The organism is Paenibacillus sp. Y412MC10 (genome assembly GCF_000024685.1).
GTDB lineage: Bacteria > Bacillota > Bacilli > Paenibacillales > Paenibacillaceae > Paenibacillus_AQ > Paenibacillus_AQ lautus_A.
The window spans coordinates 2,223,828-2,249,446 of record NC_013406.1 but is presented as its reverse complement, the minus strand read 5'-3'; the positions used below and the strand labels follow the sequence as shown (position 1 = coordinate 2,249,446).

General features: G+C 51.1%; 25 protein-coding genes. 9 read left to right on the top strand and 16 right to left on the bottom strand.

The window, feature by feature from the left end; all coding sequences use genetic code 11:
• Positions 1 to 46: 46 nt before the first annotated feature.
• Positions 47 to 3,154, top strand: coding sequence for a transglycosylase domain-containing protein (locus GYMC10_RS09615; protein WP_015734313.1), 3,108 nt, complete (start codon positions 47 to 49; stop codon positions 3,152 to 3,154).
• A gap of 154 nt (positions 3,155 to 3,308) precedes the next feature.
• Here the strand turns inward: GYMC10_RS09615 and acsA are convergent, their stop codons facing one another.
• Positions 3,309 to 5,033, bottom strand: coding sequence for an acetate--CoA ligase (acsA, locus tag GYMC10_RS09610; protein WP_015734312.1), 1,725 nt, complete (start codon positions 5,031 to 5,033; stop codon positions 3,309 to 3,311).
• A 286-nt stretch (positions 5,034 to 5,319) separates the two neighbouring features.
• On the opposite strand from acsA, the gene GYMC10_RS09605 reads away from it, so the two are divergent.
• Positions 5,320 to 5,952, top strand: coding sequence for a GNAT family N-acetyltransferase (locus GYMC10_RS09605; protein WP_009589652.1), 633 nt, complete (start codon positions 5,320 to 5,322; stop codon positions 5,950 to 5,952).
• Positions 5,953 to 6,056: 104 nt separating this feature from the next.
• Here the strand turns inward: GYMC10_RS09605 and GYMC10_RS09600 are convergent, their stop codons facing one another.
• The 4 genes from GYMC10_RS09600 to GYMC10_RS09585 all read right to left on the bottom strand — a co-directional run bounded on the left by GYMC10_RS09600 (position 6,057) and on the right by GYMC10_RS09585 (position 8,923).
• Positions 6,057 to 6,758: a 5'-methylthioadenosine/adenosylhomocysteine nucleosidase gene (locus GYMC10_RS09600; RefSeq protein ID WP_015734311.1), complete on the bottom strand. Its 702-nt coding sequence runs from the start codon at positions 6,756 to 6,758 to the stop codon at positions 6,057 to 6,059.
• Between the two features lie 117 nt (positions 6,759 to 6,875).
• Complete coding sequence (gene ccpA, locus GYMC10_RS09595) at positions 6,876 to 7,886, bottom strand: catabolite control protein A (RefSeq protein ID WP_015734310.1); 1,011 nt, start codon at positions 7,884 to 7,886, stop codon at positions 6,876 to 6,878.
• 93 nt (positions 7,887 to 7,979) lie between these two features.
• Positions 7,980 to 8,327, bottom strand: a complete 348-nt coding sequence (gene ytxJ, locus GYMC10_RS09590; RefSeq protein WP_009589575.1) for a bacillithiol system redox-active protein YtxJ — start codon at positions 8,325 to 8,327, stop codon at positions 7,980 to 7,982.
• Between the two features lie 95 nt (positions 8,328 to 8,422).
• Positions 8,423 to 8,923, bottom strand: coding sequence for a hypothetical protein (locus GYMC10_RS09585; protein ID WP_015734309.1), 501 nt, complete (start codon positions 8,921 to 8,923; stop codon positions 8,423 to 8,425).
• A 224-nt stretch (positions 8,924 to 9,147) separates the two neighbouring features.
• Between GYMC10_RS09585 and GYMC10_RS09580 the strand changes: the two genes are divergently transcribed.
• A complete protein-coding gene (locus GYMC10_RS09580; protein ID WP_015734308.1) occupies positions 9,148 to 9,678 on the top strand; it encodes a type 1 glutamine amidotransferase domain-containing protein in 531 nt (176 codons plus the stop codon).
• Positions 9,679 to 9,821: 143 nt separating this feature from the next.
• Here the strand turns inward: GYMC10_RS09580 and ptsP are convergent, their stop codons facing one another.
• From ptsP to aroA, 4 genes are all read right to left on the bottom strand, one after another.
• Positions 9,822 to 11,585 (bottom strand): phosphoenolpyruvate--protein phosphotransferase, encoded by a 1,764-nt coding sequence (ptsP, locus tag GYMC10_RS09575; protein ID WP_015734307.1) that lies wholly within the window; start codon positions 11,583 to 11,585, stop codon positions 9,822 to 9,824.
• Entirely contained in the window at positions 11,582 to 13,465 is a 1,884-nt protein-coding gene (locus tag GYMC10_RS09570) for a glucose PTS transporter subunit IIA (RefSeq protein ID WP_015734306.1), read from the bottom strand. Before GYMC10_RS09570 ends, ptsP begins: the two co-directional genes overlap by 4 nt.
• Before the next feature lie 189 nt (positions 13,466 to 13,654).
• Complete coding sequence (locus GYMC10_RS09565) at positions 13,655 to 14,077, bottom strand: CoA-binding protein (protein WP_009589621.1); 423 nt, start codon at positions 14,075 to 14,077, stop codon at positions 13,655 to 13,657.
• A gap of 52 nt (positions 14,078 to 14,129) precedes the next feature.
• Positions 14,130 to 15,422 carry a 3-phosphoshikimate 1-carboxyvinyltransferase gene (aroA, locus tag GYMC10_RS09560; protein ID WP_015734305.1) on the bottom strand — a complete coding sequence of 431 codons (1,293 nt, stop codon included), beginning with the start codon at positions 15,420 to 15,422 and terminating at the stop codon, positions 14,130 to 14,132.
• A gap of 165 nt (positions 15,423 to 15,587) precedes the next feature.
• Here aroA and GYMC10_RS09555 point away from each other — a divergent pair, with 165 nt between their 5' ends.
• Complete coding sequence (locus GYMC10_RS09555) at positions 15,588 to 15,896, top strand: rhodanese-like domain-containing protein (RefSeq protein WP_175320732.1); 309 nt, start codon at positions 15,588 to 15,590, stop codon at positions 15,894 to 15,896.
• Positions 15,897 to 16,047: 151 nt separating this feature from the next.
• On the opposite strand, the gene GYMC10_RS09550 is transcribed toward GYMC10_RS09555, so the two are convergent.
• Positions 16,048 to 16,566, bottom strand: coding sequence for a shikimate kinase (locus GYMC10_RS09550; RefSeq protein ID WP_015734304.1), 519 nt, complete (start codon positions 16,564 to 16,566; stop codon positions 16,048 to 16,050).
• A 190-nt stretch (positions 16,567 to 16,756) separates the two neighbouring features.
• On the opposite strand from GYMC10_RS09550, the gene GYMC10_RS09545 reads away from it, so the two are divergent.
• Positions 16,757 to 17,149: a hypothetical protein gene (locus tag GYMC10_RS09545; RefSeq protein ID WP_015734303.1), complete on the top strand. Its 393-nt coding sequence runs from the start codon at positions 16,757 to 16,759 to the stop codon at positions 17,147 to 17,149.
• A 47-nt stretch (positions 17,150 to 17,196) separates the two neighbouring features.
• Here GYMC10_RS09545 and gndA read toward each other — a convergent pair whose 3' ends face one another.
• The gene (gene gndA, locus GYMC10_RS09540; RefSeq protein ID WP_175320731.1) at positions 17,197 to 18,606 is read right to left on the bottom strand and encodes an NADP-dependent phosphogluconate dehydrogenase; all 1,410 of its coding nucleotides are present in this window, start codon (positions 18,604 to 18,606) and stop codon (positions 17,197 to 17,199) included.
• A gap of 192 nt (positions 18,607 to 18,798) precedes the next feature.
• On the bottom strand, positions 18,799 to 19,395 hold the full coding sequence (locus GYMC10_RS09535) for a hypothetical protein (RefSeq protein WP_015734302.1): 597 nt from the start codon (positions 19,393 to 19,395) through the stop codon (positions 18,799 to 18,801).
• Positions 19,396 to 19,662: 267 nt separating this feature from the next.
• Between GYMC10_RS09535 and GYMC10_RS09530 the strand changes: the two genes are divergently transcribed.
• Together GYMC10_RS09530 and GYMC10_RS09525 are read left to right on the top strand one after the other, a co-directional pair.
• A complete protein-coding gene (locus tag GYMC10_RS09530; protein ID WP_009589608.1) occupies positions 19,663 to 20,286 on the top strand; it encodes a DUF1054 domain-containing protein in 624 nt (207 codons plus the stop codon).
• A gap of 373 nt (positions 20,287 to 20,659) precedes the next feature.
• The gene (locus GYMC10_RS09525; protein ID WP_036665945.1) at positions 20,660 to 22,135 is read left to right on the top strand and encodes an aminotransferase class I/II-fold pyridoxal phosphate-dependent enzyme; all 1,476 of its coding nucleotides are present in this window, start codon (positions 20,660 to 20,662) and stop codon (positions 22,133 to 22,135) included.
• 58 nt (positions 22,136 to 22,193) lie between these two features.
• Here GYMC10_RS09525 and GYMC10_RS09520 read toward each other — a convergent pair whose 3' ends face one another.
• Positions 22,194 to 22,517, bottom strand: a complete 324-nt coding sequence (locus tag GYMC10_RS09520; RefSeq protein ID WP_009589641.1) for a DUF1292 domain-containing protein — start codon at positions 22,515 to 22,517, stop codon at positions 22,194 to 22,196.
• Positions 22,518 to 22,611: 94 nt separating this feature from the next.
• Positions 22,612 to 23,166, bottom strand: a complete 555-nt coding sequence (locus GYMC10_RS09515) for a copper amine oxidase (RefSeq protein WP_015734300.1) — start codon at positions 23,164 to 23,166, stop codon at positions 22,612 to 22,614.
• A gap of 251 nt (positions 23,167 to 23,417) precedes the next feature.
• Here GYMC10_RS09515 and GYMC10_RS09510 point away from each other — a divergent pair, with 251 nt between their 5' ends.
• Both GYMC10_RS09510 and GYMC10_RS09505 read left to right on the top strand, forming a co-directional pair.
• Positions 23,418 to 24,155, top strand: coding sequence for an MBL fold metallo-hydrolase (locus GYMC10_RS09510; RefSeq protein ID WP_015734299.1), 738 nt, complete (start codon positions 23,418 to 23,420; stop codon positions 24,153 to 24,155).
• Between the two features lie 66 nt (positions 24,156 to 24,221).
• Positions 24,222 to 24,452 (top strand): DUF3892 domain-containing protein, encoded by a 231-nt coding sequence (locus GYMC10_RS09505; protein ID WP_015734298.1) that lies wholly within the window; start codon positions 24,222 to 24,224, stop codon positions 24,450 to 24,452.
• A gap of 102 nt (positions 24,453 to 24,554) precedes the next feature.
• Here GYMC10_RS09505 and GYMC10_RS09500 read toward each other — a convergent pair whose 3' ends face one another.
• Together GYMC10_RS09500 and GYMC10_RS09495 are read right to left on the bottom strand one after the other, a co-directional pair.
• Positions 24,555 to 24,998 carry a GNAT family N-acetyltransferase gene (locus GYMC10_RS09500; protein ID WP_015734297.1) on the bottom strand — a complete coding sequence of 148 codons (444 nt, stop codon included), beginning with the start codon at positions 24,996 to 24,998 and terminating at the stop codon, positions 24,555 to 24,557.
• A 354-nt stretch (positions 24,999 to 25,352) separates the two neighbouring features.
• Positions 25,353 to 25,616 carry a hypothetical protein gene (locus GYMC10_RS09495; RefSeq protein WP_015734295.1) on the bottom strand — a complete coding sequence of 88 codons (264 nt, stop codon included), beginning with the start codon at positions 25,614 to 25,616 and terminating at the stop codon, positions 25,353 to 25,355.
• Positions 25,617 to 25,619: the final 3 nt, after the last annotated feature.

The following is a 25,619-nucleotide window of genomic DNA, read 5'->3' as shown; positions in this document are numbered from 1 at the left end:
TCGATTTATGCTATAATAGGTGCGTTAAAAGGAGGAGTATACATTCATGGTTGAGGAGAAAAAACAAGAGCCTGAACAACAGAAAAAACCGCGAAAACGGTCCTTTCTGCGGGTGCTGGGATCCGTCATCGGATGGCTCTTTGTGGTAGGTCTGATGGGCGTTTTGTTCGCCGGAGGAGCCGTAGCCGGTTATGTAACCTCTATTGTTGAGAATGAGCCGGTAAGATCGCGTGCCCTCATTGAGAACACGGTGAACGATAATGCCATAACGGGCTTTGCCTACTTCGCGGATGGCTCACCGATCGGACAGCTTAGAACCGAAGAAGACAGACGACCTGTGGAGTTCAAGGAGATTCCCCAGCTTGTTAAAGATGCCGTCGTATCCATAGAAGACAACCGTTTTTATACACATAAGGGTGTTGACATAAAAGGTACCGCTCGCGCCGTGAAGGAACGCGTGTTGAATGAGTCGGTTCAAACCGGCGGCAGCACATTGACGCAGCAGCTGGCCAGGCTTACTTTTTTAAGTCGTGACAAAACGGATAACCGTAAGGTAAAAGAAATGCTGCTGGCGATGCGGATGGAGCGCTTCTTAAGTAAAGACCAGATTTTGACGGCCTACTTGAACAAGGTTCCATACGGCAACGGCTCCAGCGGATATCAGCTGTTCGGGATCAAGGCGGCGGCAAGAGGAATATTCAACATCAACAATCTGAATGATCTGAATGTGGCCCAAGCTGCATACTTGGCAGGTCTTCCGCAGCTGCCATCCTCCTACTCGGCCTTCAACGGCAAAGGAGAATTTGATGAGAAATCGTTCAACCGGGCGATAAACCGCCAGCACCGCGTGCTGGCAAGCATGCTGGAAGAAGGTAAAATAACGCAAGCCGAATACGATGAGGCCAAAGCATTCGATATCAAAGAATCGCTGGCTCCTCGGACGCAGAAAGCCTATGTGACTTATCCTTATCTCATGATGGAAGTCGAACGTCAAGCATCGAACATTCTGATGCAGCTAAGCCAGGAAGCTGAAGAGAACGCAAAAGGCACGCAAGCGAACTCCGATCTGATGGACGCTTCCCGTGCTCAGCTGAGCACCGGCGGTTACCGTGTGTACACCACCATCGACCGGACGCTCTACAAGACCATGCGTTCCATTGCAGAGGATGACAGCAACTACTTGCCTGACAGCGCCGAAAAAGGAATGGAGCAAACCGCCGCGATGATGATCGACAACAAAACCGGCGCCATTCTCGGCATGATTGAGGGCAGGGATTTCAACACGGAACAAATGAATTATGCTACGCAAATGAAACGGCAGCCCGGATCTGCCATGAAACCTATTGCCGCCTACTTACCGGCACTTGATACGGGGGCGATTCAGCCTGCCAGCGTGGTGGACGATTCACCGATCATCTTAAAGGACTACAGCAAAGTATTCCATATCCCTAAAAACTCGTACACCGGGTACAGAGGATTGATGACGGCAAGACAGGCGCTGAACGATTCGACCAATACGGTGGCACTCAAGCTGTTTAACAACACGGTCGGCATTGAGAAGGCCTGGGAGTTTTCCAAGAAGCTGGGCATCACTACCTTGGAGGAAGACGATTATAATGCTTCAACCGGCGTACTGGGCGGATTGCATTACGGCGTGACCGTGGAAGAGCTGACGAATGCCTACAGTTCCATCGGCAATCAAGGCAAATTCACGGATGCATTCATGATCGAGAAAATCGTGGACTCCAAAGGCAATATTGTTTATAAACACGAAGTAAAACCGGAGCAGGTATTCTCCGAGCAGACAGCGTATCTCATGACGGATATGCTGCGTACCGTCATTACGAACGGAACCGCCAGCAAGGTCCGGGATACGTACAAGAAATTCAATGAGGTTCCCGTCGTGGGTAAAACCGGCTCCACCCAGAACTACGGGGATGTTTGGTTCATGGGATACTCGCCGGATGTTACGCTTGGCGTATGGGTCGGATACAAGGAGCAAAAAAATACGCTTGTCGGCGACCAGCGCAAGCACGCCCAGGCCATCTGGGCCAGAATCATGAACGAAGCGACGGACGTTAAGCCGGAGCTGTTCCCAACCAAAACGTTTGAAAAGCCGGAAGGCATAACGTCCAAGACGGTCTCCGCTTACAGCGGCAAACTGCCGACTTCCTTAACGGACAAATTCGTAACGGATCTGTTCAACGCGAAGTTCGTGCCTACCGAAAGCGATGACGGCATCGCCAAAGCAAAATACATTACCTATCGGGGCGTAAATTATATTCCACAGGAAGCAACGCCTTTGGATATGTTGAGAGAACAAATCGTAATCAAGCGTGAAAAGCCGATTGACGAGCTGATTGTGGAACTCCAGAACGCCTTGAAGGTTATGAAAGGTGAAAAGAAAGCGCTGGAATCCTATCTCCCGCAGGATGCGAAAAAAGGAATGCCGAGCAAGGTCGATCCGAGAACGGACGACGGCAAGGCCCCTACTCCACCGAAAAACGTACATTATTCGGTGGGCAGCGGTTCCATCAGCTTTAATGCCAGCGGATCGCCTGATGTTGTCGGATACCGGCTCTTTAAGTCCGTGAACGGCAGCCCGTACACTCATCAAGGCCAGGTCATTCTTGGCGACGAGAGCCTTGTCTTCTCAGGTCTTGGAGCTGACGGCGTATTTACGACCTATTACGTCGTCGCCGTTGACGTAGCCGGCAAGACGTCTGAGCCAAGCGCTATTGTGGGCGGCACAACATCGGGATTCCCATTACCGGGCGACACTGAAACGAACCCGGATGACACCATCGATCAGCCTGATGACGGCATCACCGAGGAAGAGCCCGATATCGATCCCGGATTTGGGAATGAAGGCGCCACGACTGTACCGTCTGCACCAGGCCAGCCGACACTCACAGCTACTCCGGAGGGTTTCCAGGCCACTTGGAGCGGAAACGCTCCGGAAGAAGAGGTCATGGTCTACAATATCTATATCAGTCCGAACAGTGACGGGAACTACCAGATTCTAGGCTCAAGCAAGAGCACGGAGTTCTACTATACCTCGGGCAACCCGATTGGCGGCACCTTTAGAATTACTGCCGTCAATCCGATTGGTGAATCTGCAGCTTCGCCAGCCGTATATTTTGAGAAGAAATAGATCGTTTACGTAAAAACCAGCCGTTCTACAGACATTACTCTGTGGATGGGCTGGTTTTATTTTTAACTGGAGACAACTGCCTGAAATAAAAAAAGAGCCGGCCATGAACATGGCGGTTAGCCATCTTCATACCAGCTCTGTTATGATCTGCTTATTAATCTTCAATCGTGGATAGATCGCCAGTCGGCAGATCCAGTTCCCAGGCTTTCAATACGCGCCGCATGATCTTACCGGAGCGCGTCTTCGGAAGTTTATCCTTAAACTCGATTTCACGCGGGGCAGCATGGGCGGAAAGGCCTTCCTTCACGAAACGATAGATTTCATCCTTGAGCTCCTGAGAAGGCGTATAGCCCTCACGCAGGGAGATAAAGGCCTTAATGATCTCGCCGCGTGTTACATCAGGCTTACCGATAACGCCGGCTTCGGCTACGGCCGGATGCTCAACGAGCTTGCTCTCCACCTCGAATGGCCCGATTCGCTCCCCTGACGAATTGATCACATCGTCGATTCTGCCCTGGAACCAGAAGTATCCATCCTCGTCCATATAGGCCGAGTCGCCGGAAATGTACCAGCCCGGAATACGGAAATACTCTTGATACTTCGCTTCGTTATTCCAGATGGTTCTCATCATGGACGGCCAAGGTGTCTTGATGGCCAGGTTCCCCATCGTATATGGAGCAACTTCTTTCCCGTGATCGTCCAGGATCGCCGCCGTAATGCCCGGCAGCGGACGCCCCATGGATCCCGGCTTGATCGCCATCCCCGGATAGTTACAGATCAGCTGCCCCCCGGTCTCCGTCATCCACCATGTATCATGGATACGCTGCTTGTAAGCCTTGTGTCCCCAACGCACCACCTCGGGGTTGAGCGGCTCGCCAACGGACAGTACATGCCGTACATGGCTCAAATCATATTGGTCGATGAGATCGGAACCTGCCCCCATCAACATCCGGAAGGCAGTCGGCGCGCTGTACCATACCGTTACTTTGTTGTTTACCAATGTGCTGTACCAGTCCTGCGGGCTAAAGCGGCCTCCGCGAATGACATTGGTCACGCCGTTCAACCATGGCGCAAAAATACCGTATGACGTACCGGTTACCCAACCCGGGTCCGCCGTACACCAATATATATCGTCTTCCCTTAAATCCAAAACAACCTTGCCTGTATAATAATGCTGCACCATCGCGTTCTGAACGTGATACACGCCCTTCGGTTTCCCGGTTGAGCCTGATGTATAGTGCATGATCAATCCGTCTTCCCGCTCGAGCCATTCAATCTCCAGCTCGCTGGATGCGGCTTCAACTTCCTCATGATAGTTTACTAGACGCGGATCCTCTTCTTCCACTTCGCCAACGACAAAGATATGCTTCAGTTCGGGGAGCTCATCCCGTTTCACGCGCGACAACAGCGCAGGCGTCGTAATCAGCGCAACCGCTCCGCTATCCTCCAAGCGATCCTTTACCGCCGTCTCCATGAACGCCTCGAACAATGGGCCTACCACGGCACCAACCTTCAAAATACCAAGCAAACCGGCATAGAGCTCAGGGCCGCGCGGCATAAAGATAAATACCCGATCGCCTTTGCCCACGCCATATTTGCGCAGCACATTGCCGAACTTGTCGGATTTCTCTTTCAATTGCGCAAAAGTAAGAGTCTCCTCGCGGGCGGCGTCACTGTACAAGAGTGCTACCTTGTCTCCTCGTCCCTCCGCTACATGACGGTCGATTGCCTCGTACGCCATGTTTACTTTACCCGTCTCATACCAAGTAAAATGTCTCTCGATTTCGTCCCATGAAAACTCGGAGCGTGCCTGCTCGTAACTCTTCATATTGGAATGTGATACTTCACTTGGCAATATTTCGCTATGCGTTTGATTCATGATAACATCCTCCTCATTCTCAAATCGGTCTCCTCATAGTGGACAGCGCTTACAAAATGATTGAATGAAACATCCATTTTACACATTGCGGCGGGTTATCACGTTGTCACAGTCATCGAGTCATTAACCCTTGGAATTCGCAAGGAAACATATCGTTAAGTACGATACAATTGTGAAGGTTTTATGTCGAAAAGATTATATCATAGCTTTTGTTTGCCTGTCATTGCTTTTCATTTTTTTATTTTTTTGCTATAAGTAGGGTATGGAATTGAAAGGAGCGTAACGGATGGAACACTGCAAGGTATACCAGTCTCATGTTTTGTTCCCTGAAGACCGCCGCCTGATCATCGAAGGACCTGTACCTCCCGAGCAGCTATCCGAACTGACCATGCACCCTGATCTCAAGGCTTTTCGTCGTCCTGCGGAGCAGCATGAGGCTTTGGTGGAAATTGCAGGCCTGCCCGAAGGCAGAATCATCATCACGAGGGACCGAGATATGATCGTAGGATACGTAACGTTTCATCACCCGGATGAGCAGGAGCGCTGGTCTGAAGGCAATATGGAAGATTTGATCGAGCTTGGTGCCATCGAGGTTGCGAAAGACTACCGTTCCCTAGGCCTTGGGCAGCGGATGATCAAAACCGCATTCGAGGAAGGCCAGATGGAGCGCTACATCGTGTTTACGACCGAATACTACTGGCATTGGGACCTAAAAGGCAGCGGCCTTAACGTGTGGGATTATCGCAAAATGATGGAGCGCTTAATGAAAGTCGTGGATATGGAATGGTACGCAACCGACGATCCGGAAATCTGCTCCCATCCCGCCAACTGCCTCATGGTCAGAATCGGACGGCATGTGCCGCTTTCATCGCAAGAACAATTCGACCGGATCCGTTTCAGACAGCGGTTTATGTATTAATTCGATTCTCAATAAAACAAACTCCCCTGGGATTGCTCAGGGGAGTTTGTGTATCTTTCGCTCATGCCGGATTAAGCATAACGAGCGCTTCCTATCATTTGCTGCTAGAGTTTGCCCAGCATATAGTTCACGATTTCATGAGAACGCTTGGAAGCTTTTACTGTAAACTCGGGGAAGTTGACATGCGCAGAACCGTCGGCCTTATCCGACATGGATCGGATCACCACGTAAGGCACGCCGTTCATGTAACATACCTGGGCAACGGCAGAGCCTTCCATTTCCGCGCAGGCCCCGTTCAATTCCTCGTAGAGCGTCTGTACCGTATCACGGCTGGCAATGAACTGGTCCCCGGACAGAACCTTCCCTACGATGTAATGATTCACCGCCTGCTCTTTGCAGGCCTCCTCCGCCAGATGGATCAAAGAGTCGTCTGCAGGAAAATCGGACAGCTCCTGATACGGGATGACCCCGCGTGCATAGCCTAACGGTGTCACGTCCATATCATGCTGCATGCATGAGGAGGAGATCACGATATCGCCAATGTTGAGGTCCGGATGCAGCGCGCCCGCTACGCCGGTAAACAATATTTTGGAAACGCCGAAGAAGTCGATCAAGATCTGCGTGGTGACCGCTGCATTGACCTTGCCCACCCCGCTCTTGCATACGACGACCTGCTTGCCATGGATCGTTCCCGATGCATAGGTAACTCCTGCCCTAACGGTTGTTTCTTTATTCTCCAGTTGACCGAGCAGCAACTCCACTTCTTCGTCCATAGCCCCGATAAGGCCGATCACCTGTGTTGTCATGTCGATATCCCTCCTGATTATAAGAGCGCATAAAAAACCCACCAGAAAAAAGCCCCTTAAAACCAGGAGCTTTTCTCGAATCCATCTTGTTCATCTAAACGTTTGGTTTCACGCAACCTATTCGTTCACATGGCTGACCGAGAGGCGAAGAATCGTTTCATGCGGCAGAATCACGCGAGGATTCTCCACATTTTCCTTCTTCATCAGCTTGGTAAGCAAACGCATCGCTACGGCTCCCAGATCATACATCGGTTGGGCCACCGTTGTCAGCTGTGGACGTACCATCGAAGCCATCCGGATATTGTCTACGCTGATGATCGAGAAGTCATCCGGCACCTTATAGCCTTCATCCTGAATGCTATGAATCGCGCCAATCGCCATCTCGTCGGTAGCGGCAAATATAGCGGTTGGTTTCTTCTTGAGGCCCAGGAAGTACTTCATCGCTTCCACGCCGGACTCATAACGATAGTTACCGATCCGCACCAAATCCTCTTGATACTCGATGCCTGCCGCTTCCAGCGCTTTTTTGTAGCCTTGGAAACGAGCATAGCCGTTTGCCGGATCCTGCAGCGTGCCGCTGATCATAGCGATCTCGCGGTGTCCGTGCCGAATCAGCGTGTTGACCGCATCAAACGCAGCCTGTTCATGATCGATGTCGACCGAAGGATAAGAACCTCTCTCATCGCTGGTCGCACAGAGAACAATCGGCACAGCCGATGTCTGGAACGCCTGGATATGCTCGTCCGTCACCGTTCCACCCATAAACAACAGCCCGTCCACTTGCTTCTCAAGCAAGGTGTTGATTACGCGGATTTCCTTTTCCTTACGTTTGTCGGCATTACACAAAATTATATTATAGTGATACATGTTAGCAATATCCTCAATACCACGGGCAATCTCCGCAAAGATCGAGTTTGAAATGTCAGGGATCACAACGCCGACGGTTGTGGTCTTCTTGCTGGCCAGGCCTCTGGCTACAGCATTCGGACGATACCCTAAACGTTCAATCGCTTCGTATACTTTTTTCCGGGTCTGAGGCTTAACGTTCGGGTTATTGTTTACAACCCGGGATACCGTCGCCATGGAAACGCCTGCTTCGCGCGCAACATCGTAAATGGTTACCGTCAAATTCCTTCTCTCCATTGCCAATAGATTTTCATTCGTTCAATACCAATTGAATTTATGATACGACAAATTACTGCTTTGTGCAACGACACGGCATCATATGCCGTCCAATTGAGCTTTCAGCGCTTCAGCCGTAATATGGGAATGGGATGTATGCCAGACTGGCGCTCCTTCTTTCACAAGTATAACTTGCGGCGATTCGTGTTGGATGTTCAGAGTTTCGGCAGCCTGACTCGACACCGGTCGGTCCGCAATGACATCGATCCACACATAGTCGATCCCCTCGTTCGGCTGGTCCTCAAGGTAAGCTTGCACTTCCCTGTAGGCTCCGGCACTAATTGGGCATCTGGTACTATGTTTGAACAAAAGCAAGTGCTTCCGATCGGAAGATTCCAGCGTGCTGCGCAGCTCTTCTATAGTAGTCATTTTCGTCAACGTCGCCATAGGATATACATTCCCTTCATTGTATTGAAGTTCCTATCCTCTATCCTAACAAAAAGTGCGTGAAAAATCCAACAACCACGAAAATTTTCTGAAAATTATCTTGCATAATTGCTCGAATTTTCAGGAATGAGAGATTTTATGGTGCTTAATTGCTCGAGACGCCCCTCAATTTGTCTCATCCAGTCGCCGTCGGCCAGGCTCTGGGCATAACGAAATAGATCCAACAGCATATTAATGCGCTCGTCAAACACTTCCATGCAGCGCGCCTGCCATTCGGGCGACGAATCATCATCGTATGTACGGAACACTTCACGAAGAACATATGCGGCTTCATTGACATCTGCGAACGAAACGCGTATTCGCTCGGTCTCATTGTTAATCGATGCGAGATAGCGAAGCAAATCCGGTTTAATAAGAGGCAGAAGCTCATACTTCTTGCAGGCCTGACAGGCATAAACAGGAACATCACATATCCGAGTTTTTCTTTCATGAATCAGCTTTCTTAATTCCAATTTCATACTTTGTCCGCAGTTGCAGGTTTTGAACAAAATGCCCACCCCAAATCCTATCACGTAATCTAAAACCAACAGTCCCATGTCACAAATCTGTCACCTGAATTAGTTCTATTCGACTATCATACCAGAGAATCCTCCAAATTTGTGATAATGCTTTATTTACCAGAAATGTTTTCAAATGTTCCTTCTTCGGACGCTTCCATGAAACTCCTCTCCATATTTGTTACAATGAATACAGTCTTAAAGGACCGAATGCGCAACGTTACGGTTATATCAAGATTTTTGAGAAAGGAGCTAGGCCAATTATGCGATTGACTGGAAAAAAGGTTATAGCGCTTGTAGATGAAGAATTCGAGGATTTGGAGCTATGGTATCCCGTTTACCGGGTCCGCGAGGAAGGGGCGGAAGTCCATCTCGCCGGGCTGGAAAAGGGTAAAACTTACACCGGCAAATATGGCGTTCCGGCTCAGGCCGAGTATTCGTTTGAAGAGCTGAACAGCAAGGATTATGACGGAATACTCGTACCGGGCGGCTGGGCGCCGGACAAGCTGCGTCGATATGATAAAGTGCTTCAACTGGTGAAAGAAATGAACGAGGACCAGAAGCCGATCGGACAGATCTGCCATGCAGGATGGGTGCTGATCTCCGCCAAAATCCTGGACGGAGTTACCGTTACTTCCACGCCGGGAATCCGCGACGATATGGAAAATGCGGGCGCGATCTGGAAGGATGAGGCGGTCGTGACCGACGGACATATTATTTCCGCACGCCGGCCTCCGGATCTTCCGCCATACGGCAAAGCCTTCTGCGATGCGCTGGCGCAGCAAGGCAAATAATTACTCCTCATCCCCCATATACAGAAACAGCCGCCTTTGTCACCAGGGCTCCTGGTGAGATAGGCGGCTGTTTTTTTATGCTCATATAGCTTGTCCTTTAAAAAAAGAAGCCTGGAAAAAGTCGATGATCCCTATCTTAACGGTTAAGACGCCGTGCTGTCCGTCCCGTTGGTTCCGTTCAGATAACTGCTCCGTTCGGCAAAAGCGCTAAGACGTTCTTCGACAGCGGAGCTGGTACGCAGCTTGAAGCAAGCCGCCGCTTCTCCTTTCGCTTCTGCCGCATTCGTATTCAAAATGCGATGCTTCACGCGGAGCAGGGATTGCGGAGACATGCTCAAATCCTTAACGCCGAGCTCAAGCCAAAGCGGAATCGCTCTTTCGTCTCCGGCCAGTTCTCCGCACACGCTGACTGGAATCCCTGCCCCATGGGCAGCCTCCACCGTCGTCCGGAGCATGCGCAAAATGGCAGGATGAAACGGATGATACATATGCGCGATCTGCTCGTTCATCCGGTCCACGGCCAGAACATACTGAACCAGGTCATTGGTCCCGATGCTGAAGAAATCGGCCTCTTCCGCCAGCAAATCCGAGATCGTGACCGCTGCAGGCACCTCGATCATGATGCCGACCTTGATGTTCGGATCATAGGCGATGCCGCGTCGGTCCAAATCGGCCATGGCACGCCGCAGCACGGCATTGGCCTGCTTGACTTCTTCTACCGATGAAATCATCGGATACATGATTTTGACGCTGCCGTATGCGCTGGCTCTCAGAATCGCGGTAAGCTGGGTCTGGAACGGTTCGGTTCGGTCCAAGCTGATGCGGATGGCGCGGTACCCGAGGAAGGGGTTTTCTTCTTCCGGAAGCGCGAAATAATCCAGCTGCTTATCGCCGCCAATATCCAGCGTACGAATCACGACGGACGCCTGGCCTGCGTTCTCCGCAACCAGTTTATACACTTCGAACTGCTCCTCCTCCGTCGGGAAGTTGTGCCGGTCCATATACAAAAACTCCGTTCGGAACAATCCGACTCCCTGCGCGCCGTTCTTCAGCGCAATCTCCATTTCCTTAACGGAGTTCATGTTCGCGGCCAGGTTAAAGTAAGTTCCGTCCTTGGTTACCGCATCAACGGCTGCCAGGAGCTGCAGCTGCTCTTTCTTTTTCCGCTGCTGGTCCCGGATGCCTTCATACCGCTCCACGATGAGCGTGTCAGGCTCCAAATAGAGCAACCCCTCATCTCCGTCCACCACCAACTGCTGTCCGGTCTGGATCGGTTTATCCAGCTTGTTCTCGATCCCCGAAACGAGCGGTATGCCCAGCGCGCGGGCCATGATCGCCGAATGAGAGGTCTTGCCGCCGGTCATCGTCACGATACCAAGAACGTGGGAAGGGTTCAGGTGAACGAGCTGCGACGGGGAGAGCTCCTTCGCAACCAAAATGTAAGGCTGCGTATCGGCCGGGAGCTTCACTTCGGGAGCACCAAGAAGATGCTTCAGCAGCCGATTGCCGACATCCTTAATATCAAGCGCCCGCTCCTTCATGTACTCGTCGTCCAGCAGATCGAACATGGATACGAAATGATCGATCGCCTCTTTTACCGCCACCTCGGCAGCCTTGTACTGGCGCTCGATGATCCCTTGAATTTCGTTCATGAACACGGGATCCTCCAGTATGGCCAGATGCGCGTCAAAAATCTGCGACTCCTCGTGCCCCACCATTTCCTTGAATTCGTTCTTGATGTATTCAATTTCATTCTTGGAGGTTCGTATGCCTTCGTATAAGCGCTCGAACTCTTTGGCTAAATCGACAGCGTCCATTTCGGAATCCGGAAGATCCAGCTCCCAATGCGGCAGTACGAAAGCCTTACCGATAGCTACGCCTGTTGCTGCGCCAATGCCTTGTATCATGATTCTCTACCCCCAGCATTACTCTCATTTAATACGACGGACATGACAGATGACTGTCCTCTCTTCACGGTCTTGAACGGAGCATAGCTCCAGGATCTTACTTTATCGGGATTGGTGATTACCATTGGCGTAGCCAGCGATGCGGCATGTGTCTTTAAATACGCCAAATCGAACTTGACCAGCAGTTGCCCCGGTTCAACGGTATCCCCTTCGCTGACCACAGCCGTAAACGGTCCTTTAAGCTGGGAAGTGTCGATCCCGATATGAATCAATACCTCAAGCCCTTCCGGCGTTGAAATCCCGATGGCATGCATCGTCGGATACACGTGCATGACCGTGCCGTATACCGGTGATACAAGCTCTCCTTTTTCCGGTATGAAGGCGACGCCGTTGCCGACCAGCTTCGCGGCAAAAATATCATCCGGCACTTCGTCAATCGGAAGCATGCGTCCCTGTACGGGCGCGCTGAACAGAACGCGCGGCAAATCCTGCTGCATCAGCTTGTTTATCTCTTCGCGGATGAGCTCGGAATACGTCCCGAACACCACTTGCACGTTCCCCCCGCCCAGCTTGATAATGCCGGCTGAACCGAGCAATTTCAGTGCGTCAGAATCAATCTGACGATCATTGTATACGGTCAATCGCAGACGCGTCATGCAGGACTGCACCTGAACGATGTTGTCTTTGCCTCCAAGCGCCTCCAGAATGAGCGGCGCCTGATAGGGAATATCGCCTGCCCGGCCTTCCAGCGCCGAGCCCTCCTCGCGCCCCGGCGTGGGGATTTCGAAGGTGCGTATCGCCCAGCGGAACAGAAAATAGTAGACGATGCCGTACACGGCCCCGATCGGTATGATGATCCAGGCGTTCTGCGATAAATGGAAGTTGAGCACGTAATCGATGAATCCGGCCGAGTACGAAAAACCGTGATGGATGTCAAATGCATAGGTAAGCACCATCGCGAAACCGGCCATCAAGGCGTGGAGCACATACAGATATGGGGACGCAAATAAAAACGCGAACTCGATCTGCTCCGATACCCCGGTCAAAAAACAGACAAGCGCGGACCGCATAAACGTCTTTTTCACTTTCGGCTTCAGATCTTCACGCGCTTCCTGGATAATGGCAAACGCGATCGCCGGCAGGGCAAACATCATGATCGGGAACAAACCGGCCATGAAGTCGCCAGCCGTGGGATCCCCCGCGAAGAACCGGGGCAGATCCCCCTGCACGACGGTACCATCCTCCGTCTCGTAGGAGCCCAGCTGAAACCAGTACACATTGTTTAACAAATGATGCAGACCGAAGGCCGTGAGTACGCGGTACAAAATTCCGTATAGAAACAAACCGAAAGCTCCCATATGTACGGTAAGTTCATAAAAAGCATCTAACCCGCGCTGCACAAGGGGTGCTGTCCCCAGCATGATCCAAGCGAATATCGTTGAGAACAATCCCATGAACAGCAGTACAAATCTGGAGCCTCCAAAAAACTGTATGGCTTCGGGAAGCTTAATATGTTTGAACCGGTTATACACGTAACCGGACATTACCCCAAATATAATGCCGATCAAGGTCGAGGGCTGTACGCTCCCGTCTCCCAGACGGGATATGACCTGATCATAGATGAACATGCCGGCAAGGGCGGCGAGTCCGGCGGGACCTCCCTGATTCGAGAGTCCCCATGCGACGCCAATGGCAAATAAATACGGCATGTAATAAAACACCCCGTGCCCCGCTGCCTGAGCGATTTCGCCCAAGGTTCCGAAGCCCCACGCCGACCATGGCAAACTCCCCACGCTAAGCAGGAGAGCTGCCGCCGGAAGCGCCATTGTAGGGAGCATGACTGCTCTGCCCAGCTGTTGCAACGATCCCAACCAATTCAAGGCGAGCCCTCCTTTCTATCCTTGATGGTAAGCGCTGCGCCTGTTTTTGTCAAAAAGAATTAAGGGCAAATGCCCATAGCAAAAGCAAGCCCTGCAAACAGAACGGCGACAGAACCGGACCATGTCCAGTCTGCCACCGGCTGTTTTCTACGCAAGACTTGCCTATTCTTCCGAAATGCGCTTTGAAGTTTAACGGCCGCCCAATGCGATGGAATCCTCGACCTTGATGCAGCGGTCCATAATCGCGATCATGCCGCTGCTTTCGGCGATGGCCGCCGCCTCCTCACTGATGATTCCCTGCTGCAGCCAGAGCACCTTCGCACCGATCTCGGCGGCTTCCCGTGCTACATCGGCGCAGTATTCGCTGCGCCGGAACACATTGACGATATGGATCGGCTCGGGAATGTCCTTCAGGGAAGGATAACTTTTCTCGCCGAGGATTTCGGCTGCACCAGGGTTTACCGGGATGATCCGGTATCCGCGTTGCTGCATCGCGGCAGAAACCATATGGGATGTGCGGTCCGGCCGATCAGACAGGCCAACGACAGCGATATTGCCCGCATTTCGTAAAATATCCGCGATTTCTTCGCGCGTAGGATTTTCAAATGCCATGGTTCATGACCACCTTTCCGTTCCTTATCGATGAGAATCTTGGCCTATTCCTCTATTTTACCCATTCTACATCGGCGCCAAGCGCCTTCATGTGATCAAAATATTGCGGGTACGACTTGGCTACATGGTGGGCGTCCTTGATCCGGATCGGCTGTCCTGCGCGCAGCCCGACCACCGTGAGGGCCATGATCACCCGGTGATCGTAATGGGCATTGATCTCAACCCCGCCCTCGACGCCGCCCGGACGGCCATGAACGATAATCTCGGCCTGACGCTCCTCCACGTTGGCTCCTGCTTTACGCAGTTCGGTCAAATAATCCGTAATCCGGTCGCATTCCTTGTAACGGAGATTCTCCACGTTGTAGAACCGGGAGGTCCCTTCGGCAAACACGGCTGCCGCCACCATCGCGAGCACCGCGTCCGTCGCCGCGTCTCCGTCGAATTGGAGCGCCTTCAGGGTGCGGTTGCCCTGCACATGGACATTTCCGTTCTCATGCGTGAGCGGAACCTCCATCATTCGAAGAACGTCGATAATGGCGCGCTCGCCCTGCTTGCTGTCCTCCGACAGATTGCGGATCGTTACATCGGACTGCGTAACCGCGGCAGCCGCCAGCACGGCAGCAGACCCCGGATAATCGCCTTGAACCGTATAGGTCTTGGCTTCGTAGGATTGCCCTCCGGGAACCCGGAAGAACGTATAGTCGTCCGCTGCTTGAATCGTAATGCCGGCCTGCTCCAGCACTTCCAGGGTCTGACCGATCACGACCTTGGATTTCAGATCTCCGGTAACGGTGATTTCGCTGTCTTCGGCAAGCAATGGAGTCAAGAACAACAGGGCGCTTAAATACTGCGAGCTTACTTCGCCTGAAACGGTGAGCTTGCCGCCCTTCGGTTGGCCGCCGCGAATGGTGATGGGCAGCCTGCCATCGTTATGCTCCACTTCCACGCCCAATTGGCCAAGGGTCTCAATGAGATCGTCATGAGGACGCTTGCCCAGTGATTCCGGGTACGCATTGACGAAGGTAACCTCTTTAGACAATGCCGTTACGCCCATCAAGAAGCGCAGGACGGCACCGGCGTTGCCGACGTTCAGCTCCTTCACATCCCGCGGCGATTTGCCAAAGCCCGTAATCACGGCTTTTTCCTCGTCCTCCTCGATCACGGCTCCGAGATCCCGGATACAGCGTCTCATCGCGTCGCTATCCTCGCTGTGGGCAGGGTAATAAATCGTGCTCGTTCCTTCCGCTAGGGCAGCCACAAGCAGGTAACGGGTGGTATAGTTCTTGGAGGACAGTGCTCCGATCTCCCCTTTTAAAATAGGCGTAGGCCTGACGATAACATCCATCGTATGTATCTCTCCCTTGTATATAGTGTTGCGATTACCAGCATTACAATCTCCCTAGGATAAATTGACAGGGAAAGAACCGCTTGGTTATCATAGTTCATGTGAACCGGAAAATCAGATCGTTTGCGATCTTACTCATTTATGCTAAGAAAAGAGGTCTATATGATGAAACCGATCCCTCAAATGGAAACTTCGGAGCTTAGAAGCCGGCTTCAAAACGGCGAACAGGTGTACATGATTGATGTCCGCGAGGATGAAGAGGTTGCCGCCGGGATGATCAGCGGTGCCAAGCATATCCCGATGGGCGAGATTCCGAACCGCCTGGACGAAATTCCGCGCGACCAAGAGGTTGTCTTTATCTGCCGCAGCGGCGGACGCAGTCAACACGTATGCGAATTTCTCAATCACCAGGGCTTGAACAACGTGATCAACATGAAGGGCGGCATGCTGCAGTGGCATGACGATGAAGTATAGGCAAGCCGTAAAGAAGGTGCGGGATGAACATGATCCCCGCCTTTTTTTGCTTGTGCTTGTGCTTGTGCTTGTGCTTGAGTTGATTCCGCTCGCAAACTCCCTTGATTAAAATCCCATCTATCTCCATTCCAAGCCGGGTCCGCTTATCATCTTAGCCGCGGTAATGCGTTAAAATGTCAGCCGCCACTTCATCCGCGGATCGGCCAACCGTATCCACCATCACGTCCGCAAACCGGTATTTGTCCTTTCGCTCATCGAGGATGCGCCGAACCCTCTCTTCGACATCGCCCGCAAGCAGCGGCCGGTTGGCATCGCCCCGTACGCGTTCCACGATGCTAGCGGCATCCGCTGTGAGGGCAACGACCCAGCCGCCGCGTTTCATTACGTCGCAATTGTCGGAACGAAGGACGGCTCCGCCGCCGGATGCCAGGACGATTCCATCCCGGAGCAAAACGCTGCGCAATGCAGCGGATTCAGCCTCGCGGAAATACGGCTCTCCCTCCGTTTCAAACATCTCGGAAATCGTTCTGCCTTCCATTCTCTCAATTTCCGCATCCAGATCTATCAAATTGTAGCCGAGCGAGTCTGCCACGAGGCGCCCCACGGTTGACTTGCCCGTACCCATCATCCCGATCAGAATGATGTTTCTACCCAGCTTATCCAATTTCACACCCCATTCGCTGCTTCACTGTAAAGGTTGTTCATATCATACCACAGCCCCAAATCTTTCGACAATGGACCCGACTCTCTAAATTGTAATCCCAATGCCTCAAGCCAAGCCCCTATTTATGGAGTCTATCTTGTTCCCAAGCATCATACACTGTTACAAGAATGCAAGATTAGAAGAAAGGAATGAACCCATGGTGCCATTTCATCCAACCGGACTCTCTTCCTCGGCCAAGCGGATCCGCCGGATGCTCGATCCATCCTACCCGCTGTGCCGCGAGGACGTGATGTGGGTGCTTCATTTTGTCCAAAAAAAAGTGGCTCTGAAGGATCCTGCGCTGCAAGATCTTTCAAAGCCACGGTTGCTGCAAAATTTCAACAGTTATTGCGAAGCCGCGCTGCTCTTGCTCGGAAGCGGAAACCACTTTCACACAAAGAACGGCGACATCCGCACCTGTCTCTTAGAAGCCATGCACGGGCTTCCCGAGCTGGCGGAGGCTATCTCCCCTACTAAAGCCCGCGCGTTTGAATCGATGTCCTCGATCCCTGAGGACGGTATCCATACTGCTGCAAGAGAGCAGAATTAGTCCATCCAGGACAGAGTCGAATTGACGCTGCCGATAAAAGAGCAGGATTACTCCATCCAGTTGTAGTGGAAGGTTCCTTCTTTGTCAACGCGTTTAAAAGTGTGCGCTCCGAAGTAGTCGCGCTGAGCCTGCAGCAGGTTCGCTGGCAGGTTCGCCGTACGGTAGCTGTCGTAGTATGCAAGCGCGCTGGAGAATCCAGGCACCGGAATGCCCAAGGATACCGCGGAAGCTACAACTTTACGCCATGCATCTTGATAGGATTCGATTATATCGGTAAAGAACGGATCCAGCAGCAGGTTCTTAAGCTCCGGATTGTTCTCATACGCATCGGTGATGTTCTGCAGGAAGCGGGAACGGATAATGCAGCCGCCGCGCCAGATTTTAGCTAGGTTGCCGTATTGCAGGTTCCAGCCGTATTCATCGGATGCTACGCGAAGCTGTGCGAAGCCTTGAGCGTAGGATACGATCTTGCTCGCAAACAGCGCTTTGCGCACATTTTCGATGAACTCGGCTTTGTCGCCGTCAAATGCAGCCGTTTTTGGACCATTCAGGATTTTGCTTGCCGCAACGCGCTCTTCTTTCATCGCGGAGAGGAAACGGGAGAATACGGATTCGGTGATCATGGAAAGCGGCACGCCCAGATCCAGTGAGCTTTGGCTTGTCCATTTGCCTGTTCCTTTTTGACCCGCCGTATCCAGGATGACGTCAACCATCGGCTTGCCGGTTTCTTCATCGTATTTGGAGAAAATGTCAGCCGTGATCTCGATCAGATAGCTGTCGAGTTCGCCTTGGTTCCATTCCGTGAAGATTCCGTGAAGATCCTTCGCATCGAGGCCGAGTACGTCTTTCAGCAATTGATACGCTTCGCAAATGAGCTGCATATCGCCATATTCGATACCGTTGTGAACCATTTTTACATAATGGCCGGCACCGTCCGGTCCGATATATGTACAGCAAGGCTCTTCGTTAACCTTCGCGGAAATGGCTGTCAGAATAGGCTCAACCAGCTTATAGGCACTTTCCTGTCCGCCTGGCATGATCGATGGGCCTTTCAATGCGCCTTCTTCGCCGCCGGAAACGCCTGCACCGATAAAGTTAAAGCCTTTTTCAGCCAACTCTTTGCTGCGGCGCTGCGTATCAGGGAAATAAGCGTTACCGCCGTCGATGATGATATCGCCTTGGTCCAAATGCGGAATCAGCTGTTCAATCGTAGCGTCCGTAGCTTGTCCTGCCTGTACCATGATCAGGATTTTGCGAGGAGTTTCAAGGGAATCCACGAATTCTTCGATCGAGAACGTTCCTTTCACTTGCTTGCCTTCGGTTTCCTTCAGCATATCTTCCGTTTTTTGCGGAGAGCGGTTATATACGGAAACGGTGAAGCCTTTGCTTTCGATGTTCAGGGCCAGGTTTTTTCCCATTACAGCAAGGCCAATCACACCGATTTGTTGTTTTGACATCTGGTTCTCCATCCTTTGCTCCAATATATTTTTAAACAACCCATCCCTACGAGATGATTTGCAATAATCTTATATTAACGTTTTTCATTTGACAAGTGAACCCCTGTCACAAAATGAGAACACGCGCGAAAACACCCCTTCGGTTTCGGAGTGTTGTTCGTGCTTTACTCTTGTATCGTTCGATGAAGTGAATTACCACTCCAGCCTCATCAGCTCCAAGGAAAGCTCGCGGAGTCTTTGCTTGCAGGCCGCGATTTTGTCCTGATTCCCCTCTTGCAGGGCGGCATGGAGCTTCTCAAGCTCATCATCGGTTTCCAGCCTGGACAGAAGGAGCCGCTGTTCCCCCTCATCCGATTCGAACAACCGCACCATTTCCTGCTCCGTCATCGGCGTCCCCTTCTGAAACAGCACACGCTGCCGGTAACCGGATATTTCCACCAGCCTTATAACCTCGCCAAACAAAATATTCTCGATCAATATCTGCCGGTCCTTGAAACGTTTGACGACAGCGTGGCCACGGGTATTCTCGATCAATTTCTCCATCCATTCCGCAAGCTTGGGATCGCGGATCATATAATCGCCTACCAGCTTAAAACCGCTTCCTGTCCGTTGAAACCGCAGCTTTACCAGCTTGCGTCCGGTTCGGATCGAAATGACAAACTGCGTTTCATTCTCGCTCCAGTAAAGCGAATATCCTTCCTGGATCAATTCCTTGATTAGGTCCTGGATATGCCGGCGATCAAACCGGAGCTCCAGGTTGCAATACTCCACTTCCTCGCTCTTATTCACGGCACTCCCTCCTCCGGTTTACTACCGATCTGAAAAACGACGGTGAAGATTTCCCCCATGGCTGCTTTTGATGTTGTCTTATCTATATCTTATACTCCATCTTATGTAACGGTAACTTGGTTTATTGACTATTTTTAACCCGCATGAAAATACGGTGAAACTTTCCTGGGTCATGCCTGACGTCCACTTGCCTTATGGTATAATGGGTTATCCAAAAGCCGAGTTTAGTAAGTGTTCATCATAAACAACAGGGAGGCCATCACATTCATGACGGTTACCGGATTTAAAGATCAGGATTTCGACGTATTCTCCGTTCCAGGACTCGAAGCCCGTATGGAGGTTCTCATTGAACGGGTAAGACCCAAGCTTGAGACGCTGGGGGCCGAGCTTGCCCCCTATGTGTCCGCGCTGGTCGGGGAAGAGATGTTCGTGCATGTGGCCAAGCATGCAAGACGAACCGTTAATCCCCCGATTGACACCTGGGTCGCATGGGCTGCCAGCAAACGGGGCTACAAAGCGCTGCCTCATTTTGAGGTGGGCATGTTCGGAACCCATCTGTTTGTCATCTTCGCGATTATTTACGAAAGCCCCAACAAAACCGTATTTGCCGGCAACCTGGAAGCCAAGCTCAAGAAAACAGCGAAGGCGCTGCCTAAACATTTCTATTGGTCCATGGATCATATGAATCCGGCCGGCACCCCTCACCAGGACATGAGCGAGGAGGATTTCGTTCGCCTCATTGAGAAGCTGAAACAGGTGAAAAAAGCTGAGGTCATGTGCGGACTGCGCATTCCGCGCGAGGAAGCCGTCAAGCTTGAAGGGGACGAGCTGGTGCAAAAAGTGCAGGAGACGTTTGAGACGCTGCTGCCGCTTTATAAAATGGCGTTTTAATGAGCATGATATATTGATGTAAAGGGCTGCTGTTGCAGCTCTTTTTTTAAGATTATAGAATTTATAAATTTTCAGCGAAGCTGAACAATTCTATAATCGCAAGAAAAACTTCCTTTAACCGCGGTCTGTCTTCTGAGAAAGTACGTCGATGGACGTTTATCTTATGGATGATATTTTAATGAAGGAACGATGAAGAACGCATCCCTCCGCCTTTATATGTCCAAAGTATGAAGCGCTGCCGGGCCGTGCAAAAAAAGCCGGTCATTCTTCTTGCATTCCCCCCCTATTTTGCTATACTCAATTTTGTTTATATAAAAACAGGAATCAACAAATCATAACAAAATAAACATAAGGAAAGGTTGTGACAACGTCCATGGACCACAGTCGTACACCGCTCTTCACCGCGCTTAAAGAACACGCGGCCAAAAACCCCGTGCAATTTCACATTCCGGGACATAAGAAGGGCCTCGGCACCGATGCCGAATTCAGGGAATTTATAGGGGATAACGCCTTTTCTATAGATTTGATCAATATTGCGCCGCTGGATGATTTGCATCAGCCTACAGGCGTCATTGAAGAAGCCCAGAAGCTGGCCGCCGACGCATTCGGTGCCGACCACACTTACTTCAGTGTCCAAGGGACAAGCGGAGCGATCATGACCATGATCATGTCGGTATGCTCGCCCGGCGATAAAATCATCGTACCGCGCAACGTTCATAAATCCGTGCTTTCCGCCATCATCTTTACCGGTGCCAAGCCTGTGTTCGTATCGCCTGCCCAGGATTCCAATGTGGGGATCGATCACGGGATCACGATCAGCTCCGTACGGAAAGCGCTAAAGCGTCACCCTGACGTCAAAGCCGTACTGGTCATCAATCCGACGTACTTCGGGGTGAGCGCTAACCTGAAGGAAATCGTCGATTTGGCCCACAGCTACAACGTTCCCGTGCTTGTGGACGAAGCGCACGGGGTTCTGATCCATTTTCATGAAGAACTTCCGATGTCGGCGATGGAAGCCGGTGCCGATATGGCTGCAACCAGCGTTCATAAACTCGGCGGATCGATGACCCAAAGTTCCGTGCTGAACGTGAACACCAAGAACGGATACATCAATCCTTACCGCGTGCAGACCATCATCAGTATGCTGACCACAACGTCGACCTCCTACATCCTGCTGGCATCGCTGGATACTTCTCGCCGGAGCCTGGCGCTGCATGGACGGGAAATGGCTGCAAGGACGATTGAATTGGCGCAATATGCACGAAACGAAGTCAATAAAATCGAAGGCCTGTACTGCTTCGGGAAGGAAATACTGGGCGGAGAAGCAACGTACTCCTATGATCCGACCAAGTTGACCGTTCATGTACGCCATCTTGGCATTACGGGATATGAAACCGAGAACTGGCTGCGGGACCACTACAATATTGAAGTGGAGCTCAGCGATATGTACAACATTTTGTGCCTCATTACACCGGGAGACAATCGGGAGACGATCGATATTCTGCTGACGGCGCTCCGCGAGCTTTCGGACCAGTACATGCACGTGAACGAAATTAATGAGCTGGTCGTGAAAACGCCGGAAATTCCGCAGCTGTCGCTCATTCCCCGCGATGCGTTTTATGGGGATACGGAGGTCGTGCCGTTCAAGGAATCGGCCGGACGCATTATTGCCGAATTCATCTATGTCTACCCGCCGGGAATTCCGATCTTGCTTCCGGGCGAAGTGATTTCCCAGGAAAACATCGATTACATTACCGATCATGTCGATGTCGGCCTGCCTGTCAAAGGTCCTGAGGATCGCAGCATTCAGAATGTGAAAGTCATCGTGGAAACGGATCCTATATTCTAAGGCAAAATACAAAAAACCCGGTGCGAGTGGTTCGCATCGGGTTTTTCGTTAGGGAGTGTTACTCCTGGTTTGCAGCAGCGACCAGTTCGTTATAAACCGCCTCTACTTCATTCCATTCGTCTTCGTCCTCAATATTGTAAAGAACCATTTCCTCGTTCTCTTCTTCCATACGTAGAATGACGCCGTCCGCTTCCGGATTCTCGCGTTCAAGCAAAAGCGCGTAAAGCTTCTCGCCGACATCAAATGTCTCCACGAGAACCATCTCTACTTCTTTTCCTTCTTCATCCGTCAATGTCAGCACAAACTCTTCATGTTCGTGGTCGTGGTCATGATCGTGACCGCAGCCGCAAGCATCTCCGTGTTCATGTTTGTGTTCGCTCATTGAAAAAACCTCACTTCGGTTAAATTATCATACTTTCGTATCGTATCACGGATAGCTTCTTCAGGTCAATTTTTGCCAAGCGGCTATGGACCCATCAATTTAGGGCGGTAATCACTTTCTCCGCAACCTTCACAAAACCGTCATCCGATTTGACTTTTACATAAAAGCCTACCGAGTATTTTCCGGCCGTTTTGAAATCGTACGTGAAATCATAGGTTCGGAACCAGAAGTTATCCTTGCGGTCCTTCACTTCCTGAGACTGGATGTCCTTGATATTGCCCGAAGGATCCTCAATCGCTACTTTCACGGCATGAATATTGTTGTTTAAGCTGTCTACCTGGCTAAATACATTGAATTTCAGCTTGCCTTTGTTTACGTTGCCGAATACAGTATCTCCTTTAAAGAGAAAAATATGCACATTCGGCTTGACGACCTGGACTTGTCCATTCGCCGAATTCCAGTCCACAGCCCCGTCAAATTCCCGGACCGGCACATAGGTTTTGCCATCAATCAAATATCCGCCATCCTTCAATTCGCGTCCGTTCAGCCAAACACGAACACGCTCATTGACGGAATCCGCAAACAAAAGGGTGCTGCCACCCATTAAAGAGAGCACTAGCATACATGCCATCACTTTTTTCCACTTCATTTCATACGTTCCCTCCATTGGCTCTTCTTGTTGTTATATGTGTATACTACATGTCAAAAAACAAGTTGCGGACAATTTTGCACTTTGTGGTAAAATTTTTTTCTCGTGGTTCAAGGCTTGATCTTATCACGATTTTTGCAGCATTAAGGCTCCGTTTCGAGCATATACTCCGTGTAAATACATAAGAAATTCGTTAAAATACACATAAGCATACTTGGACTATACATCATTTCATCAGGAGGTTTCATCCATTGACACTGACATTGCAAATGCTTGGCACCGGCAGTGCGTTTGCCAAGAACTACTATAACAATAACGCACTGATACATGACGGAAATTTCACGCTGCTCATCGACTGCGGAATCACTGCTCCGTTGGCGCTGCATCAGATGAACAAGACGTTTAACGATGTGGACGCCGTGCTCATCACGCATATTCATGCCGACCATGTTGGCGGTTTGGAGGAGCTTGCGTTTATTATGAAGATGAAATACGATCGCAAACTCCCGCTCTATATTGCTGAAGCGCTGGTGGAACCGATATGGGAACATACACTCAAAGGCGGCTTATACCAGCAGGGACATATCTCTTCCCTTCAGGATGTATTTGACGTGCATCCTTTGAAACCGGGCGTGAGGGCCGCTATTTCATCCGGAATCTCGGTGGAGCTGATTCATACGCAGCATATTCCGGGCAAAGACAGCTATTCGCTTTATTTGAACGATCGGATTTTTTACAGCGCGGACATGGTATTCGACCCCATCTTGCTGAAGCAATTGGTAAATGAACGGGATTGCGAAGTGATTCTGCATGAATGCCAGCTGCAGGGCCCGGGCGAGGTGCACACGACACTCGATGAACTGCTCAGCCTGCCTCAAGAAATTCAGGAGCGTACCTATCTGATGCATTACAGCGATGAGGTCGAAGCTTTCATCGGCAAGACCGGAAACATGGAATTCGTGGAGCAGCAGCGGGTATACGAATTGTAGTTCAATATGCGTCAATGCATAGTTTACGAGGGTTCCCGGGAATAATAAGGCCGGGAGGCGATTCATATGGATCAACAACAAGAAGTAGTAGGCGTACGTAAAAATGGTGATGGCGACATCATCGAACTTAAGCTGGATAACGGCAGCGTCGTGGACTACAAAACGGCCCAACAGATGGCCAAGAATAAGGAAATCAAGAACCTGAACGTATTCCGTGGACGTGATGGAGACGAACATCTTCGTTCCAATGCGGATGGCGATCCAAGCAACAACCTGGACAATTTGCCGACGTTCTAATTCATGCGCAAAAGACCTCGAAGCGATGCTCGAGGTCTTTTCTTTTTTGGGGACGATGCGGAATGACCGGCATCTTATTTGGATTTGCTTTGGTTTGCGGCCTTACAATTCCTTTTTCATGCGAACATGGGGAATGCCTGCATCATCAAACGGCTCGTCCGAAATCGTCTCATACCCGAGCTTGCGGTAAAAAGCCTCTGCCTGCACCTGTGCATCGAGCACGGAATATTGCAGCTTTAGTTCGCGAGCCTGCGCTTCCAGCGCCATCATCAGCACACGGCCAATCCCTTTGGAACGGAACGGCTTCCGCACCGCGATCCGCTGCATTTTGGCGGAATCCTTATTGTAATAGGTAATACGCCCGGTTGCGGCGTACTGCCCCTCCGACTTGATCAAGACATGGTGTGCATCCGATTCCAGGCGGTCGTAATCATCGATCTCCAAATCGATCGGCACCTTCTGTTCTAGGACAAACACATCCTTTCGGATATCCAGCGCCTGCTGCAACTGCTCTTCCGTTGATACATTGATGATTTCTGCTGCCATTTCAACACCTCTTTATGTAGAATCAATTCCTCGTGATATCGCAGGTCGAGATATTATACAAAATATTCGTTTTCCTGTATAGTAGTAGAAGCTAACGTCTTCATGAAAGGAGCATTGCCTTTATGAGCATGGGAGCCACGATATTTTGGGCTGTGGTCATTGCTGCCCTGATCATCTATCCCACCTTCTGGACGATCAAAAAAGGTTATTCCCGCAAATGGGATGAGGAATAGCATCGGCCGTCTTACAACAAGCCGCCAGCCTGCCAGCCGGCGGTTTGTTCTGCTCACTGTTCGTGCAGAGATCATCATGATGGTTGGCGCCGCTTTAAGCACAAAGCAGTCCTGGAGCTCTTTATGGATGGAGATCCCTTAACGTGTCCGCCGCATCCATCGGGGATACCGGCTCCAGCGCCCCGCTTCCCTGCTTGGAATATACGTCCTGATCAACAGAGCGCCCGTACACATCCAGCATCACGGGCGCTGCAGGGGCATGCAGCGGCTCCAATTGCACCGATGTTCTTTCCGGGACACTGCAGCCGCCGCCCGCAATAGATACCGCCAATAACGAGAGCACCAGTCCTACTCGCTTGATACGATGGGATTTCCCACCTGTCATGCC